Below are 14,907 nucleotides of genomic sequence, written 5' to 3' on the forward strand. Positions count from 1 at the left end.
GCCTGAGAACCGGGGGCTGTCAAGCTGAGCACGTTGCGATCCGCCTACTAGGAGGTTTCGATGCGTGCAGGGGTCGTGGTCACTGCCCAGCCAGGTGTGGAGGACCTCGCCGTCCACGCCGAGAAGCTGGGCCTCCACAGTTTCTGGGTCAACGACACCCCGATGGTCCACGGCGACCCTTTCGTCGCCTTGAGCCTGTGCGCGAAGGCCACCAGCCGCATCAGGCTCGGCATCGGCGTGACCTCACCGGAGCTGCGCTCGGCCCCGGCCGCCGCGAGCGGATTCGCCAGCCTCAACGCGCTGGCGCCGGGCCGGATCATCTGCGGGATCGGGACGGGAAACACCGCGCGGCGCACGCTGGGCATGCCGCCGACCCCGGCGGCCACGATGGAGACCTTCACCGCCGCGTTGCAGGACCTATGCGCCGGACGCACCATCGAGTACCGCGAAGGCAGCCGGGTCCGCGACGCCCGTTTCCTGCACGCGGGGGCGCAGGCGAACACGGTCGACCCGATCGAGTTCGTCGTGGCCGCGCTGGGGCCGAAGGCCGCCGCCGTCGCGGGTCGCCGCGGCACCGGCCTGATCTCCTTCGGCCTGCTGGACGCCACCGCCTGGCACAGGCTCCACGACGCCCGCCGCAACGCCGTACGCGACCCCGGCTCCCGCACTGACTCCTACGTGGTCACCGCGCTGCACATCCTCGACGAGGACGAGGACCCCCACGGCGACGCGGCCCGGGACGCGACCGGCCACCTCGTCCTGTCCCTGCTGGCCTACGCCGCCGACACACCCGCCTTCGCCGACCAGCTCGGCCCCGCCGAACGCGAGGCGGTGCGGCGGCTGCTGGCCCGGCGCGGCACCACCGCCGACGCGCCCGACCGGTACACCAGGCTCTATCCCAACTACCTCGGACGCATCGCACCACAGGACCGCGACCTGATCCTGCCCTCGCTGATGAACGCCCTGGCCTTGGTCGGCACCCACGACGACCTCCGCGCCCGCATCACCACCCTGCAAGAGGCCGGCATCGACGAACTGCTCATCCAGCCGGTGATCGACCCACCCACCGAGATGGCCCGGCTGGCGAAACTCCTCATCTGAAGGACCCCGAACGCTACGGATCGTCCATTTCAGGATTGGTCCGCCTGACCAGCGCCGCGTGGCAGAGTTGAGGGGTGCGCGTTGGGATTCTTGGTCCGCTCGCGGTGACGGACCGGGGGCGGGACGTCGCGATCGGGGGCGCGCGGCTGCGGGTGCTGGTGATCCGGCTGGCGCTGGAGGCGGGGCGGACGGTCTCGGTCGATTCGCTGGTCGAGGCGCTGTGGCCGGACGGCGGCCCGGGAGATCGCGTGCACGCGTTGCAGGCGCTCGTGTCGCGGCTGCGGCGGGTGCTGCCGTCCGGGCGGCTGCGGTCGGTGCCCGGCGGGTACGCGCTGGACGTCGAGGACGTCGACGCTCCCCGGTTCGAGCGGCTGGCGGCGGAGGGCGGCAGGGCGCTTCGCGGAGGGGACGCGAAGCTCGCCGCCGAGCGGCTGACCAGCGCGCTTGAGCTGTGGCGGGGCGACGCGCTCGCGGACGCCGCGGGCATCCCGTTCGCCGAGGCCGCGGCGGTGCGGCTGGAGGCGCTCCGGCTCGCGGCGACCGAGGACCGGGTGGCCGCCGAGCTGGCCACGGGCGCTGAGCCGATGCGGGTGGCGGCTGAGCTGGAGGAGCTGGCGGCACGGCATCCGCTGCGGGAGCGGCCGCGCGCCCTTCTGATCGAGGCCCTGCACCGGGCCGGGCGGTCGGCGGAGGCGCTCGCGGTGTTCGAGGAGTTCAGGGGCCGCCTCGCCGAGGAGCTGGGCGCCGATCCCGGGCAGGAGTTGCAGGACGCGTACCTGGCCGTGTTGCGGGCCGTCCCGCGCGGCGCGGAGGGGAAGGCGCGCGGCAACCTGAGAGTGCCGTCGACCAGCTTCGTCGGGCGGGAGGCCGAACGCGCCTGGATCGCGCGGCGGCTCTGGGAGGGACGGCTCGTCACCCTGGTCGGGCCGGGAGGTTCGGGGAAGACGCGCCTGGCCACGACGGTCGGCGCGGAGCTGTCCGGGCGGTTCCCGGGCGGGGTGTGGCTGGTGGAGCTGGCGGCGGTCGGCGACCCCGGTGAGGTTCCGCGTGCGGTGGCGGACGTGCTCGGGCTGCGGGACGGAACGGAGCACCTGGTCGAGGCGCTGTCCGCGGACGAGACCCTGATCGTCCTGGACAACTGCGAGCACGTCGTCGAGGCCGCCGCCCGGCTCACCGACGATCTGCTCGGCACCTGCCCCAGCCTGCGCGTCCTCGCGACGAGCCGGGAGCGGCTGGGTGTCGACGGGGAGGCGCTGTGCCCGGTGCCGCCGCTCGACGTCCCCGAACCGGGCGGGGACGCGCTGGCGTCGTCGGCGGTGGAGCTGTTCGCCGAGCGGGCGGCGGCCGTCCGGCCCGGGTTCGCGCTGGGCGCGGACGGCGAGGACGGCGCGGGCGTGGCCGGGGAGATATGCCGCCGCCTGGACGGGCTGCCGCTGGCGATCGAGCTGGCCGCGGCGCGGATGCGCTCGATGTCGCTGGACCAGCTCGCCGCCCGCCTGGACGACCGGTTCCGGGTCCTGTCCGGCGGCAGCAGGACGGCCCTGTCCCGGCACCGGACGCTGCGCGCCGTCGTCGCGTGGAGCTGGGACCTCCTGGACGGCGCCGAACGCCGGTTCGCCGAGTGGCTGTCGGTGTTCCCCGGCACGATCACACCGGAGACCGCGTCCTGGGTGACCGGCGCGCCCGACGCGCTTGAGGTGCTCGACTCGCTGGCCGACCGGTCGTTGCTGGAGGTCGTGGAGGGGGCCGAGCCGCGGTTCCGCATGCTGGAGACCATCCGCGAGTACGGGCGGGAGCGGCTGGCGGAGGCCGGGGAGCTGGACCGGGTCCGGGACGAGCATGTCGCGTGCTTCCTCGATCTGGCGGAGCGGGCCGAGCCGCACCTGCGCGGCCCCGGGCAGCTGGAGTGGTTCTTCCTGCTCGCGGCCGAGCGCGAGAACCTCGTCGCGGCCCTGCACCATGCCGTGGACGCGGGCGACGGCGGGTCCGCCGTCCGGCTGGGGGCGGCGCTCGCCACGTTCTGGATGATCCTCGGCGACCACGCCGAGGCGGCCCGGAGGCTGCGGCTCGCGCTGGAGGCTCCGCGCCGCGGGCGGCGGCCCGTCCCGGACGACGCGGAGGCGATCGCGCTGGGCGGCTACCTGTTCAACACCGTCATGTCGGGCGGCGACGCCCGCGACGACCCGTTCATCGGGGCGAAGGGCCGGGACTCGGCGCATCCCCTCGCCGCGCTGATCGAGCCCGCCGTCGCGCTGCTCACCGACGACACGGCGCGGGGCGTCGCGGCCATCGACCGCCGCCTGCCCGAGCGCGACCCCTGGACGAGGGCCGCGCTGCACCTGATGCGGGCGATGCTCAACGGCAACGGCGGCGAGATGGACGCGGCCCACCGGGACATCGCCGCCGCCGTGGCCGGGTTCCGGGAGGCGGGAGAGCGGGTCGGCCTGTCGCTCGCGCTCGTCTTCCTGGCCGACACGCAGATCGTCGGGGGAGAGTTCGACGCCGCCATCGCCGGGCTGGAGGAGTCGATCGAGCTGCTCCGCGGCCTGGACCAGGGCGACAACACCGGCATGCAGCGGGTGATGCTCGCGATGGCCAGGGCCCGGTCGGGCGACGTCCGGCGGGCGCGGGACGAGCTGACCGCGATGATCGCGCCGGGGGCGGGGACGCAGGCGCGCCACCTGGTGTCCGTCCGGCTGGCCCTGGGCGACCTCGCGCGGCAGGCCGGTGACGTGGACGAGGCGCGCGAGCACTACGGCGCCGCCGGGCGCGAGCTCCGGCGCGTCCCGTCGTATCCGCAGTACGGGTCGCTGTACGAGACGGGCATGGCGCAGCTCGCGATCGGAGACGGCGACCTGGGCGTGGCGCGCGAGCATCTGCGGAGGGCCCTCGATCTCGCGGTCGACGGGCCGGACATGCCGATCGCCGCCGTCGCCGGGATCGCCCTCGCCGGGCTGCGCGCCGGCACCGAACCGGAGGTGGCGGCGCGGGTGCTCGGGGCGGCGGCCGTGCTGCGCGGCGCGCCCGACGCGTTCAATCCCGATGTCGTGCTCGTGACCCGCCGGCTGCGGCGGGCGCTGGGGGAGCGCGCCTTCCGCGCCGCCTACGAGCGGGGCGGACGCCTGGACGTGGCGGGCGCGCTCGCCCTGCTGGACGATCAGCTCCGCCGGCGGTAGGCGTAGACGGCGAGGGGGCCGAACACGGCGAGGAAACCGGCCGACCACAGCAGCGTCATGGTCGCGGGCTCCGCCACCGGGCCGCCGATCAGGAGGCCGCGCGACGCGACCACGGCGTCGCTGACCGGGTTGACCTTCACCCACGCCTGGAGCCAGCCCGGCAGCGTGCCGGTCGGGACGACCATGTTCGTGCCGAAGGCGAGCGGGAAGATCCCGAGGAACGCCACCGTCTGCACGACCGTGACCTCCTTGATCAGGACGCCGATCAGCACGTTGATCCAGCTCAGCGCGAAGCCGAGCGCGGTCGCGAGGGCCACGGCGGCGAGCGCCGACGGCAGATCGGTCTGGGCGCGGAAGCCGAGCAGGTAGCCGGTGCCGAACAGCACCGCCGCCGCGACGACGTACCGGATCAGGTCGCCGAGGACGACACCGATCAGCGGCGCCGACCGCCCGATGGGGAGGCTGCGGAACCGGTCGAACACGCCCTTCTTGACGTCGACGTTGATGCTGAGCCCCGTGGAGAGCATCCCGGCCAGGAGCAACGTCATCACCAGCACGCCCGGAAACACGTACTGCAGGTACTCCTGCGTGGAGCCGGAGACCGCGCCGCCGAACAGGTACACGAACAGCAGCAGGAACAGGATCGGCATGAACAGCGCGTCGGTGAGCACTCCGGGGTTGCGTCTCGTCTTCGTCAGGCTGCGTCCGGCGAGGACGAGGCTGTGCCGCATCAGCCTGTAGCGGCGCTTCGGGTGCGCGTCGTCGGCGTGGGCGGCGGTCGCGTTGCCCGTGTCCAGGGTGGTGTCCGTCATGCCGCCTCCTCCGCCTCGGTGGTGCGGTGGCCGGTCAGGGTGAAGAACACCTCGTCCAGGCTGGGCAGGCGCAGCGACAGCTCGGTGACGCCGATCCCGGCGGCCTCCAGGCGGCGGACGGCCTCGGCGAACGCCCGCTCCCCGTCCTCGCCCGGGACCGGCACGGAGATCATGTCCCGGCGGGGGGACTCGGCGTCCCGTCCCGACACCGCGTTCAGGATCGCCGCGGCCTCGATCAGCCGTCCCGGGTCCCGGGGCCGCACGGTGATCGTCTGGCCGCCCGCGACCCGCTTCAGCTCGGCGGGCGTCCCGGACGCGATCACCGTCCCGCGGTCGATGACGGTGATCTCGTCGGCGAGCGCGTCGGCCTCCTCCAGGTACTGGGTGGTCAGCAGGACGGTGCCGCCGCCGTCCGTCATCGACCGGATCAGCCGCCACGCCTCCTCCCGCTTGCCGGGGGTCGAGGCCGGTCGTCGGCTCGTCCAGGAAGATCACGGCGGGACGGCCGATCATGCTGGCGGCCAGGTCGAGGCGGCGCCGCATCCCGCCCGAGTACGTCGACACGCGGCGTCCGGCGTCGTCGGTCAGCTCGAACCGGTCCAGCAGCTCGGCGGCGCGGGCCTGCGCCTCCGCCTTGCGCAGGTCGAGGAGCCGCCCGATGAGGACGAGGTTCTCCCGCGCGGTGAGGTCCTCGTCCACGGAGGCGTACTGGCCGGTGAGGCCGATCAGCTCCCGGACCCGGGCCGCGTCGCGGACGACGTCCAGCCCGCACACCTCCGCCCGGCCGCGGTCGGGGCGCAGCAGCGTCGCGAGGATGCGTACTGCGGTCGTCTTCCCTGCACCGTTCGGGCCCAGGACGCCGAGGACGGTGCCCGGCCGCGCCGCCAGCCCCACCCCGGCCAGCGCGGTCGTCTTCCCGAATCGTTTGACCAGGCCATCGGCCTGAAACGCGTAGCTCATGCCCCGAAGGCTGCCGCGCGGCGCTCACAAACCGCTCACAGCGCTCACCCGGCGGGGGGCAGGGGCCGATGCCGGTCAGTTCAGGTCGAACTTGACCTTGTCGCCCTCCACCGAGGTGACCCTGATCGTCACGCCGCCCACCTGGGCGCTCTCGCCCACCGCGATCGTCGCCGGGGCCGAGCCGCCGGCGGACACCGTCATGCCCTCCGCGGTGATCTCGGAGACCGTGACGTTCGTGTCGTCGACCTCGATGGACTGGTCGGCGCCCGACACCGTCACATGGCACTGGCCGTTACGGCAGGAATACGAATTGCTCTGGCAGCCGGAGACCAGCAGCGCGGCACCGAGCGTAAGGCCGACCACAACGGGAACTGAACGGAACACCGGTCCTCCTCTGGCGAACACCACGTCGGAGGAATAGATGCATAAAGCCCGTCTTCGGTTCGGCAGGCTGAAGTCAGGGCTGGAGGAGGAAGAGTTCGCGGTCGACGCGGTCCATGGCGCCGCCGGGGCCGAAGACCAGGCCGGTGGCGAAGTCGACGATCTGCTTGGCCTCGGCGTCCGTGACGTCCGTCAGGACCACCGTCCCAGTGTGCCCGCCCGCCGCCGGGGGTCAAGTGGCCACCGGCCACGGAATTCGCCTCGAATGGCGGCGGGGACGTGCTGGTCGGGCGGGTTTTCCGGTGGCCGGAGTTTCCCTTGGAGATCAACGGGAAATCTGGCTGCTAGAGGAACGGAGGCGATTGGCATGGAGGTCGTTCTCGAAATGACCCTGCCGAGGAACGCCGAGAGCGCTCCGCTGGTGCGGCACACGCTCGACGCCTCGCTCCGCGGGCTCGGAGTCGCCTCCGAGATCCGTGCCGATATCTCGCTCGCCCTCGGGGAGGCGTGCGCGAACGTCATCCAGCACGCCGCCAACGGCATGGAGTACGAGGTCCGGGCGCGGATGAACGGGACGAGATGCGTCGTCGAGGTCATCGACGGGGGTGCGGCGCGCGAGGAGCCCGAGGCCGTCCAGCCCGAGGCCGTCCAGCCCGAGGCCGTCCAGCCCGAGCCCGTCAGCTGGGACGACGCGCAGGAGGCGCTGCTGGCCGAGCATGGGCGGGGTCTCCAGCTGATGCGGGCGTTCACGGAGGAGCTGCGCATCGCCGATCGCGTGCACCACGACGGCGCGATCGTGCATTTCGAGAAGTCGCTGGCGAGCTGACGGGGCGGACGGCGGGCAGGCGGCGGTCTGACGGCGACGGCCCGCACGGCGACGGCCCGCACGGAATCGATCCGCCGGGCCGTCGCGTCGTGCGTCCGTCCGTCAGCCGGTGACGGGGAGGTCGCGCTTCACCGGGGTCGGGGCGGGCGCCTCGGCCGGGACCGCGGCGCGGCCGCACATCGCGGACGCGACCCGGACCGTCGACGCCCTCCCGGGCAGCGGCAGCCGCAGCTCCATCGCGGTGACGGCGAGCCGGCCGTCCGCCATGCGCTGCTGCTTGTTGAGGATCAGCGAGGCGCGGCCGAGACCGTCCACGTCGACCGGGACGGTGGTGTTCGGCGGCGGCGACGCGTCCAGGCGCTTGCCCGCGAGGGCGGCGCGGGTCAGGTGGGCGGAGCCCCGCCCGCCGTCGCACTCCGCGGACACGGCGCTGGCCAGCAGCTGCGCGGGCGGGACGGCCAGGTGCGCGACGGTCGAGCGGGCGCGGGTCGAGGACGCGCTAACGTCCAGGGCGGACGCGTTCACCAGCTTGGTGTGGGCCTCGCGCGCCAGGCTCTTGCCGACCGGCCCGGCGGCGGACGAGACGGACGGCAGCGGCGGGACCGCGACCGGCCCGTCGACCGCCAGCCCGTACGCGGAGCCCTCGGGCCGCGGGGCGGCGGCGACCGGAGCCGCGGCCGTCGCCGGGGTCACGGTGGCGACCAGGCCGGTCACCAGCAGGCCGGTGACGGCGAGGCGTTTGGACGCATGGCTGTAACTCATGATCGTTCTCCGATTCTTGACATCTGGGACGGGTCCGGCCGCCGTGTCGCCGGTCGGCCGGTTGTAGCGGGGCTAAGGGGCCGGGCTCAGGGGCCCGGGCTGAAGGGCCGGGCTCAGGCGGTGATCAGGACCAGAGAGCCGAGCGGGACGCGCGACAGCGTCCGGAGCGCGTCCTTCGGCACCCGGATGCAGCCATGCGTGACGGCCTTGCCGAACACGGAGGTGTCGGGCCAGCCGTGCAGGGCGACGGTGCCGGGACCGCCGCCGAAGGTGTCGAGGGTGGCGGAGTGGGTGCCGAGCGGGAGGACGAGGGGGCTCGGCGTCTTCTTGGCCGGGGCGAGCGTCGCCAGGAGGAACGTCCGGCCCTGTGGCGTCGGGGTCTTGGGGCCGCCGATCGCGACCGTCCACCGCCCGGCCTTCCGGGCGGATTTCAGCAGCGTGAGCCGCCGCTTCGCGAGCTCGACCCGGACGGTGTAGGGCGTGCGCGCGGTGCTCAGCCCGTCGCCGGTGATCCAGCCGCTCGACCCGTTGGGCCTGGACGGCAGCAGCACGCGCCGCCAGGAACCGGAGCTCTCGACGACGGGCACCCAGGTGGGGCCGCCGAGCTGTTCGGCGGGAAGCGTGGCGACGCGGCGCCCGCCGGGACGGTCGAACACCGGGGTCGGGCCGTCCGGATGCACGACCAGGCCGTCGGTGGCGCCGCCCGGTGCGGTGTCCTTGGGCGCGCCGGAGACGGTGGTGAACGTGGTCGCCTCGGGGACCTTGGACGCGCCCGTAGCGCCCTCGCTCCGGGCGGGACCGGCGGCGGAGCCGGTGGACGCGGCGCCGTGGGGCGAGCCTCCGCAGGCGCCGAGCACCAGCACGACGGCGACCGCCGAAATCATGCGCGCCGCCGCCGGGACCGGGTCCCTGGCGGTCGGAACGGCGCGGCGAGAATGCCGCGGGGCTTTTTGAATCGCCATGAGGCGGGATGTTACTGCTGCTTGGAGAGTGCGCAATGGAAATGGCCGAAATCGAGCCCGCCTCCGTCCGAAGAAATGGCACTATTCTCCGAATTATTGGAAGCTCTGCGCACGGCGGGAACGTCTGGAGAAAAACGGATATTTAGGGATCGCTCAGGCGGGCATGGAGAAGGAATCGCCCTCGGATTCCGGCTTGGAGGCCGCCTCGTGGAACTCGGTGAGCCCCCACAGCAGCGCGGCACGCGCCGGCGCCGGCATCGAGGCGAGCACGCGGGTCAGCTCCTCGCGGCGGTGCCGCCGCAGCCGGTCGAGCAGCGCCTGGCCGTCCGGGCTCAGCCGCACCGTGACCTCGCGCCGGTCCCGGCCGTGGTCGCGGGTCAGCAGTCCGGACGCCTCCAGCCGGTCGCACAGCCGGCTCGCCGACGACACCAGCGCGCCCAGCTCGCCCGCCAGATTGCTGACGTTGACAGCCCCGCGCTCCAGCACGAACAGCGCGCGGAGCTGCGTCGACGGAACCGGCACATCCGACGCGTTGTGGGCACGGGACCACACGTCCATCAGGGTGAACGCGGCATCGTCGAGCGCCGCCGCGGATTCCGCGGCGCCGTCACCCGACGTCCCCACCATGGCTCCCACTGTTACACACCACATCGCCCGACGGCATCCCGCGACGGCAGGCCCGCCGCCCGCCGGCGGCGTCCAACCCCCTCCAGAAAGGAGTCCGTGCCGATATGAGCACCTCTGAGAGACCCGCGGAAGACGAGTTCCGCTCCATCGAGCAAGCCATCTGGGCGGCGGCCCCGCACCGGCTGGCCGAGGTCGCGAACGGCCTGGTCGGGCAGTACGCGAACGGGGATGACACCCGCATCCTGCTCATCGACTACCGGCAGGCGTTCCTCGTCCCGACCGTCCCGGGGCGTCCGGACGTGCCGGTCGACAACACCTTTCCCGGGCGGGCGTTCGCGTCGCAGCGGATCGTCCGGGAAGCGCCGCGCGAGGACGGCGCGCGCCGCGTCCACCTGCCGCTGACCGTGCAGGGCGAGCGCCTCGGCGTGCTGACCGTCAGCCTCCCGGACGGCGGGCCCTGCTGGCTGGAGGATTTCGCGGTCGTCGTCTCCCGGGCTCTGAAGATGGCGAACCAGGGCACGGACCTGTTCCGGCGCATCCGGCGGCGGACGCGGTTGACGCTCGCCGCCGAGATCCAATGGGAACTGCTGCCCGCGTCGTCCTGCGACGCCGCCGAATTCCATTTCGCGGGGCAGCTCGAACCCGCCTACGCGGTGTGGGGCGACAATTTCGACTGGGCGGCGTCCGAGGAAAAGCTCACGCTGACCGTCAGCAACGGAATGGGGTCGGGAACGGACGCGGCCGTGCTCACCCACCTCGCGATCAGCGCGCTGCGCAACGCGCGGCGGTCCGGCGCCGACCTCGTCGAGCAGGCGGCGCTCGCCGACGAGACGCTGTTCGCCCGGCACCGCGGCGAGCGGCACGTGGACACGCTGCTGCTCGACTTCGAGCTCGCGACCGGACGGGTCCGCGTGGTCGACGCGGGCTCGCCGATGATCTTCCGGCTGCGGGGCGGTGCCGCCGAGAGCATCGGGTTCGACGCGCAGATGCCGCTCGGGATGTTCGGCGACACCCCCTACGCGATGGAGGACTTCACCGTCGAGCCGGGGGACCGGCTGGTGGTGATCAGCGACGGCGTGCACGCGGCCCTGTCCCCGGCCGGGGTCCCGTTCGCGCGGTCGGCGCTGGCGCGGGCGCTGCGCGCCACCCGGATGCAGGAGCCGCCCGAGGCCGTCCGGACCATGATCCGGCATTTCCTCGACTTCCACGAGGACGCCGAACCGGCCGACGACGCGGTGGTCGTCTGCCTCGACTGGACGGGCCGCGCGGGCGGGCCCGGCCGCGACGACGCGCAGGTCAGCGGGGGAGCTTGACCACCGTCACGAAGAAGTCGTCGATCCGGCGGACGACGGAGATGAACTGGTCGAAGTCGACCGGCTTGGTCACGTAGGCGTTGGCGTGCAGGTGGTAGCTGCGCAGGATGTCCTCCTCCGCCTCGGACGTGGTCAGGATGACGACGGGGATGGCCCGCAGGTCGGTGTCCGCCTTGATCTCGCCGAGCACCTCCCGCCCGTCCTTGCGGGGCAGGTTCAGGTCGAGCAGCACCAGGTCGGGGCGCGGGACGTCCGCGTACTCGCCCTCCTGCCGCAGGAACGCCATCGCCTGCTCGCCGTCGTTGACGACGTGCAGCGTGTTGCGGACCTTGTTGTGCTCGAACGCCTCGACGGTCAGCAGGACGTCGCCGGGGTCGTCCTCCACGAGCAGGACCTCGATGGGTTGGGGCGCTTCGGTCATGGCGTGTCGTCCCTCGTCGGTGTCGTGTCCGTGAGCGGGGCGGTCAGGGCCGCCGGGTTCCGCTTCCGGACCGGCAACGTCCAGTGGAATGTGGTGCCCGCGGCCTCGGGCCCGGGGGCGGCGGCGGTGTCGAGCCAGATCCGGCCGCCGTGGTACTCGACGATCTTCTTGCAGAGGGCGAGGCCGATGCCCGTGCCGGTGTACCGGTCGCGCGGATGCAGCCGCTGGAAGATCAGGAAGATCCGGTCGGCGTGCCGGGGCTCGATGCCGATGCCGTTGTCGGCGCAGCGGAACTCCCACTCGTCCCCGGCCCGCCGGGCGTCGATGGTGATGCGGGGCGGCTCGTCCGGCCGGCGGAACTTGATCGCGTTGCCGACGAGGTTCTGGAAGAGCCGGACGAGCTGGGCGCGGTCGCCGGGCACGGCCGGCAGGTCGCCGACGTCCACCCGGGCGCCCGTCTCCTCGCGCAGCGCGGCCAGGTCGTCCAGGGCGCGCCGGGCGACGTCGTTGAGGTCGACGGATTCCTCCAGGTCGGTCAGGCGCCCGGCGCGGGAGAAGCTCAGCAGGTCGTTGATGAGGGCCTGCATGCGTTTGGCGCCGTCGACGGCGAACTCGATGTAGCGGCGTCCGCGATCGTCGAGCCGGTCTCCGTAACGGTGTTCGAGCATCTGGCAGAAGCTCGCGACCTTGCGCAGCGGCTCCTGGAGGTCGTGGCTCGCCACATAGGCGAACTGCTCCAGCTCCGCGTTGGACCGGCGCAGCTCCTCCGCCTGCTCGTCCAGCAGCCTCGTCTGCTCGACGGTCGCCCGCCACTCGTCGATGATCCGGTGGCGCATCGCGTCGATGATCGCGGCGAGCTCGTTGATCTCGGACGGGCCCGGGACGTCCAGCGGATGCCCGAAGTCGCCCTGCGCCACGGCGCGGACGCGTCCGGTCAGCGTGGACACGGGAATCAGGACGGTCCGCCGGATCAGCACGGTCAGCGCGAGCCCGGCCAGCACGACGATGGCGAGCGCGGCGCCGATCGACCACATCACCGCCGCCGCGCGGGACCGCAGCCGGTCGGCGGTCCGGTCGTGCAGCCTGGTGAGACCGGCCTGGAGCGGTGTCATGTCGCGGCGCGCCTGGTCGAGCAGCCGCCGCGACAGCCGGCTCTGCTCGGGCCGGAGGCCCTGCCCGCCGGGTCCGGCCGCGACCGGGTCGGCGAACGCCGAGCGCCACGCGCGGGAATCGGCGATCGCCGTGTCCAGGAGCCGGACGACGTCCGCGCCGCCGGACACGCCGGCCAGCAGGCGCCGCATCCGCGCCGCGGACGCCGCCTCCTGCGCGATCGCCGCGCGGTAGTCGGCGAGCCGTTCCGGGCCGCCGTCCATGGCGTACTCGCGGATGGCCGTGTCCTGCGCGCTGACCGCCGCCGAGAGCTGGAACTGCTCCAGCGCCGCCGGGTCGACCTGGTCGATCAGGACGTCCCGCGCCTCGTTGTTCTCGTACAGCGCCGACCCGGTCTGCGCGAACGCGACCAGCAGGAGCAGGCCGAGCACGATCGACCCGATCCGGTATATCTGGACGAGCCGGATCCGGCCCATCCCGCGCCCCTCGGGAACGTCCGCCGCCGGCAGCACGATGGCCGGCCCGCCGGTGCCGGGCGGCTTCGGTGACGCCCCGGGCTCTGGCGGCGATGCGCCTCCCCGAAGGTCGCCGGGCATCAACCGTCTCCCCGGCTCAGCAGCAGGACGGCCAGATCGTCGGACAGGACGTCGCCGTTCAGCCGCTCCGCCTCCGCGATGAGCCCGTCCACGAGCTCGTCGCCGCGCCGGCCGTCGCCGTGCGCGGCCGTCGCCAGCTCCACCAGGCCGGACAGGTCGAGGTACCCGCCGCCGTCGCCCGCGAACCCCTCGATGAGGCCGTCGGTGTAGAGCAGCAGGCTCCACGAGTCGCCGAGTTCGAGGTCGACGGCGGGCCATTCCACGCCGGGGATCAGCCCGATCAGCCCGAGCGCGGGGCCGCGCGGCTCCTCCGGGACGGCCGCCACGCCGTCCGGGCCGAAGAACAGCGGGCGCGGATGCCCGGCCCGGTACAGCCGCGCCGTGCGCCGGTCGGGCGCGATCGTCAGCATGCACACGGTGGTGAAGATCTCCTCGCCCCACCGCTCGTGCTGCAGGACGGCGTCGAGCGTGTCCAGGAGCCGGTCGCCGGTGTGCCCGGCGAGGACGAGCGTCCGCCACGCCATGCGGAGCCGCACCCCGAGCGACGCCTCGTCCGCGCCGTGCCCGCTGACGTCGCCGATCACGAGGTGCACGGCGCCGTCGGCGGTCTCGACCGTGTCGTGGAAGTCGCCGCCGAGCAGCGCGCGGTCGCGTCCGGGACGGTACCGGGTGTGGTGGCGCAGCGTCGTGTCGGTGAGGATCGGGACGGGCAGCAGCCCGCGCTCCAGCCGTGCGTTCTCCCTGCTCAGCGCCCGCGCCTCGACGAGCTGCCGCTCCGACTCGTCGGCCCGCTTGCGCTCGATCGCGTAGCTGATCGCCCGGGTGAGCAGCGCGCCGTCCACGTCCTGCTTGACGAGGTAGTCCTGTGCGCCCGCGGCGACGGCCTCCACGCCGAGGTGCTCGTCGGCCAGCCCGGTCAGCACCAGGACGGCGGCGTCCGGCGAGTGCCCGCGGACCTGCCGCAACGCGTCCAGGCCCTCCGCGTCCGGCAGCGCCAGGTCGACGATGACGCACCGGATCTCGGGCCGCAGCGCCTCGAGGGCCTCGGCGAGCGTCGTCGCGACCGTGATCCGCACGCCGGGCTGCGCCTCGGTCAGCAGCTCCTCGAACAGGAAGGCGTCGCCCGGGTCGTCCTCGACGAGGAGCAGGTGCGGGGACCCGGCGACGCCGAGGAGCCGTTCGGCGCCGCGACTGTGCATCGCGGTCATCTCTCAGCTCCCTTGGCGACGTCGCTTGCCGTTGGGCAAATATTAGAGGGATGGAACCCCCCGAAACGGAGCCTTGCCGGTCTTAACGTACTTCTCTCGATCGTCACTCGGGGTTCATGCGTAACGATGGGCCTCCCCCGGCCACTACCTGGTGACGCGAACACCCGACCCCGGACGGACGGAGAAGCAGGCGGTGGCAGACGAAGCACACGAGGAACGGGAACGGCGCCTCACCGCGATCTACGACGAGTGCCGCCAGCGCGTGTGGGCCTACGCCGCCGCCCGCGCCGGACGGCAGGCCGCGGACGAGGTGGTCAGCGAGACGTTCGCCATCGCGTGGCGGCGGCTCGCCGACGTCCCCGACCCGGCACTGCCGTGGCTGCTCGGCGTCGCGCGGAACGTGCTGCGCGACGGTCACCGGGCGGAGGTGCGGCGCGAGTCGTTCACCGCCGAGCTCGGGCGGTGGACGGCCCGTCCCACCGGCGACATCGCCGAGGACGTCGCGGAACGCCTCGCCGTCGTCCGCGCGATGGCGGCGCTGCCGGACGGCGACAGGGAGATCCTGATCCTGGTCGCCTGGCAGGGCCTGACACCGCGCGACGCCGCCCGCGTCGTCGGCTGCTCACCGGCCGCCCTGCGCGTACGCCTGCAC

Annotated in this window: 14 protein-coding genes and 1 pseudogene; 5 read left to right on the top strand and 10 right to left on the bottom strand. The window is 73.4% G+C overall.

Going from position 1 to position 14,907, the window contains the following annotated elements; all coding sequences use genetic code 11:
* Positions 1–60: 60 nt before the first annotated feature.
* Positions 61–1,101, top strand: a complete 1,041-nt coding sequence (locus E1264_RS15675) for an LLM class flavin-dependent oxidoreductase (RefSeq protein WP_132174041.1) — start codon at positions 61–63, stop codon at positions 1,099–1,101.
* Between the two features lie 74 nt (positions 1,102–1,175).
* Positions 1,176–4,277, top strand: a complete 3,102-nt coding sequence (locus E1264_RS15680) for a BTAD domain-containing putative transcriptional regulator (RefSeq protein WP_132174043.1) — start codon at positions 1,176–1,178, stop codon at positions 4,275–4,277.
* Here the strand turns inward: E1264_RS15680 and E1264_RS15685 are convergent.
* From E1264_RS15685 to sepF, 4 genes and pseudogenes are all read right to left on the bottom strand, one after another.
* The gene (locus E1264_RS15685; RefSeq protein WP_132174045.1) at positions 4,259–5,089 is read right to left on the bottom strand and encodes an ABC transporter permease; all 831 of its coding nucleotides are present in this window, start codon (positions 5,087–5,089) and stop codon (positions 4,259–4,261) included. The two genes, E1264_RS15680 and E1264_RS15685, sit on opposite strands and share 19 nt — an antisense overlap.
* Positions 5,086–6,049, bottom strand: a pseudogene (locus E1264_RS15690) (ATP-binding cassette domain-containing protein). The gene E1264_RS15685 and the pseudogene E1264_RS15690 overlap by 4 nt, the downstream one beginning before the upstream one ends.
* A gap of 75 nt (positions 6,050–6,124) precedes the next feature.
* Entirely contained in the window at positions 6,125–6,433 is a 309-nt protein-coding gene (locus E1264_RS15695; protein WP_132174047.1) for a hypothetical protein, read from the bottom strand.
* Between the two features lie 73 nt (positions 6,434–6,506).
* Positions 6,507–6,632 carry a cell division protein SepF gene (sepF, locus tag E1264_RS15700; RefSeq protein ID WP_132174049.1) on the bottom strand — a complete coding sequence of 42 codons (126 nt, stop codon included), beginning with the start codon at positions 6,630–6,632 and terminating at the stop codon, positions 6,507–6,509.
* 183 nt (positions 6,633–6,815) lie between these two features.
* Between sepF and E1264_RS15705 the strand changes: the two genes are divergently transcribed.
* Positions 6,816–7,256: an ATP-binding protein gene (locus tag E1264_RS15705; RefSeq protein WP_243710950.1), complete on the top strand. Its 441-nt coding sequence runs from the start codon at positions 6,816–6,818 to the stop codon at positions 7,254–7,256.
* Positions 7,257–7,358: 102 nt separating this feature from the next.
* Here E1264_RS15705 and E1264_RS15710 read toward each other — a convergent pair whose 3' ends face one another.
* From E1264_RS15710 to E1264_RS15720, 3 genes are all read right to left on the bottom strand, one after another.
* Positions 7,359–8,018, bottom strand: a complete 660-nt coding sequence (locus E1264_RS15710) for a choice-of-anchor P family protein (protein WP_132174053.1) — start codon at positions 8,016–8,018, stop codon at positions 7,359–7,361.
* Between the two features lie 113 nt (positions 8,019–8,131).
* Entirely contained in the window at positions 8,132–8,980 is an 849-nt protein-coding gene (locus tag E1264_RS15715) for a L,D-transpeptidase (RefSeq protein WP_132174055.1), read from the bottom strand.
* A 153-nt stretch (positions 8,981–9,133) separates the two neighbouring features.
* On the bottom strand, positions 9,134–9,607 hold the full coding sequence (locus tag E1264_RS15720; RefSeq protein ID WP_132174057.1) for a MarR family transcriptional regulator: 474 nt from the start codon (positions 9,605–9,607) through the stop codon (positions 9,134–9,136).
* 104 nt (positions 9,608–9,711) lie between these two features.
* Between E1264_RS15720 and E1264_RS15725 the strand changes: the two genes are divergently transcribed.
* Positions 9,712–10,920, top strand: a complete 1,209-nt coding sequence (locus E1264_RS15725; RefSeq protein WP_132174059.1) for a PP2C family protein-serine/threonine phosphatase — start codon at positions 9,712–9,714, stop codon at positions 10,918–10,920.
* Here the strand turns inward: E1264_RS15725 and E1264_RS15730 are convergent.
* Genes E1264_RS15730 through E1264_RS15740 form a run of 3 tightly spaced genes read right to left on the bottom strand, consistent with a single transcriptional unit; the run spans position 10,904 to position 14,255 of the window.
* Positions 10,904–11,341: a response regulator gene (locus E1264_RS15730; protein WP_132174061.1), complete on the bottom strand. Its 438-nt coding sequence runs from the start codon at positions 11,339–11,341 to the stop codon at positions 10,904–10,906. The genes E1264_RS15725 and E1264_RS15730 overlap by 17 nt on opposite strands.
* Positions 11,338–13,047: an ATP-binding protein gene (locus tag E1264_RS15735; RefSeq protein WP_207935944.1), complete on the bottom strand. Its 1,710-nt coding sequence runs from the start codon at positions 13,045–13,047 to the stop codon at positions 11,338–11,340. The genes E1264_RS15730 and E1264_RS15735 overlap by 4 nt, the downstream gene beginning before the upstream one ends.
* Positions 13,047–14,255 (bottom strand): fused response regulator/phosphatase, encoded by a 1,209-nt coding sequence (locus tag E1264_RS15740; protein ID WP_243710951.1) that lies wholly within the window; start codon positions 14,253–14,255, stop codon positions 13,047–13,049. Before E1264_RS15740 ends, E1264_RS15735 begins: the two co-directional genes overlap by 1 nt.
* Before the next feature lie 193 nt (positions 14,256–14,448).
* On the opposite strand from E1264_RS15740, the gene E1264_RS15745 reads away from it, so the two are divergent.
* The coding region (locus E1264_RS15745) for a sigma-70 family RNA polymerase sigma factor (RefSeq protein WP_243710952.1) at positions 14,449–14,907 on the top strand (459 nt) is incomplete at its 3' end.

This window comes from Actinomadura sp. KC216 (assembly GCF_004348535.1).
Classification (GTDB): domain Bacteria; phylum Actinomycetota; class Actinomycetes; order Streptosporangiales; family Streptosporangiaceae; genus Spirillospora.

Excerpts from the sequence above, each read along its gene's own strand:
- E1264_RS15675 (WP_132174041.1), top strand. The coding sequence starts at position 61 with ATGCGTGCAGGGGTCGTGGTCACTGCCCAGCCAGGTGTGGAGGACCTC.
- E1264_RS15685 (WP_132174045.1), bottom strand. The coding sequence starts at position 5,089 with ATGACGGACACCACCCTGGACACGGGCAACGCGACCGCCGCCCACGCC.
- E1264_RS15705 (WP_243710950.1), top strand. The coding sequence starts at position 6,816 with ATGACCCTGCCGAGGAACGCCGAGAGCGCTCCGCTGGTGCGGCACACG.
- E1264_RS15710 (WP_132174053.1), bottom strand. The coding sequence starts at position 8,018 with ATGAGTTACAGCCATGCGTCCAAACGCCTCGCCGTCACCGGCCTGCTG.
- E1264_RS15715 (WP_132174055.1), bottom strand. The coding sequence starts at position 8,980 with ATGGCGATTCAAAAAGCCCCGCGGCATTCTCGCCGCGCCGTTCCGACC.
- E1264_RS15720 (WP_132174057.1), bottom strand. The coding sequence starts at position 9,607 with ATGGTGGGGACGTCGGGTGACGGCGCCGCGGAATCCGCGGCGGCGCTC.
- E1264_RS15725 (WP_132174059.1), top strand. The coding sequence starts at position 9,712 with ATGAGCACCTCTGAGAGACCCGCGGAAGACGAGTTCCGCTCCATCGAG.
- E1264_RS15730 (WP_132174061.1), bottom strand. The coding sequence starts at position 11,341 with ATGACCGAAGCGCCCCAACCCATCGAGGTCCTGCTCGTGGAGGACGAC.
- E1264_RS15735 (WP_207935944.1), bottom strand. The coding sequence starts at position 13,047 with ATGCCCGGCGACCTTCGGGGAGGCGCATCGCCGCCAGAGCCCGGGGCG.
- E1264_RS15740 (WP_243710951.1), bottom strand. The coding sequence starts at position 14,255 with ATGACCGCGATGCACAGTCGCGGCGCCGAACGGCTCCTCGGCGTCGCC.